At 40.9% G+C, this 755-nt stretch carries 2 protein-coding genes; both read left to right on the top strand.

Annotated elements, in window-relative coordinates; all coding sequences use genetic code 11:
• Positions 1 to 225: hypothetical protein (locus tag DESLBE_RS26825; protein ID WP_207706456.1), on the top strand; the 225-nt coding region annotated here is incomplete at its 5' end.
• Between the two features lie 233 nt (positions 226 to 458).
• A complete protein-coding gene (locus DESLBE_RS03180) occupies positions 459 to 713 on the top strand; it encodes a hypothetical protein (RefSeq protein ID WP_144675087.1) in 255 nt (84 codons plus the stop codon).
• Positions 714 to 755 lie beyond the last annotated feature (42 nt).

Genomic DNA, 755 nt, shown 5'->3' with positions numbered 1-755 from the left:
GTGTTCATCTCTTTTGGATTCCATTGCCGGAACTTCCAGAAGCCATTAAAGGAAAAGATTGGAGTTAATACAGCAGAAAGGGACTGGGGTGATAGGATGCCCCAACGGGATATTACATCAGATATTACTGGTGCCTTAACAAGGTACTATGGGATTGGGATTTTTTTAAAAATACACAGCAAAAATTACTTAATTTTAATACGTCTGTACCTCCCGCTCCGGTGATTAAGATACCGGCTGAATCGTATGATTAATACAATGACTCCGGTTAACAGGGCATATCTAATCCTTTTCCTCAGGATGATTATACCTTGGTTTGATTTTGGCATTTTGGAAACCTGGAATTATAATGGTGTGACTGTTATTAGTTTTTTCCGCACCATCATAGGTTTTGGGATGATACTAACAACCTTCCACTATTGCTATCGGCGAATTTACGGCGGGCAGGTGTTGACATAATGGGAGTGGTTAATAAAATCCTTGAATTCATTGTGGGCCTTCTGGATAAAGTTCTGCCAGCTTTAGGTATACCGACAGATTTTTTAATCGCAATAGATGGCGCTATAGCGTGGATGATTGGCCTGATTGAGTCGGCAGGCTACTTTATTCCCCTGGATGTACTACTTATGTGTCTGACTGTCATATTTGTTTTTGACAATTGGACCTTGCTATTTAGATTTGGCACATGGATCATAAAACTTATCAGAGGATGATGTAATACAAAAAGTGTCGGCAGCTCCGGGCCGAGTGGGGAG

This window comes from Desulfitobacterium sp. LBE (assembly GCF_007830365.1).
In the GTDB taxonomy this organism is placed as follows: Bacteria; Bacillota; Desulfitobacteriia; order Desulfitobacteriales; family Desulfitobacteriaceae; genus Desulfitobacterium; species Desulfitobacterium hafniense.
This window is presented reverse-complemented; position numbering and strand designations above follow the sequence as displayed.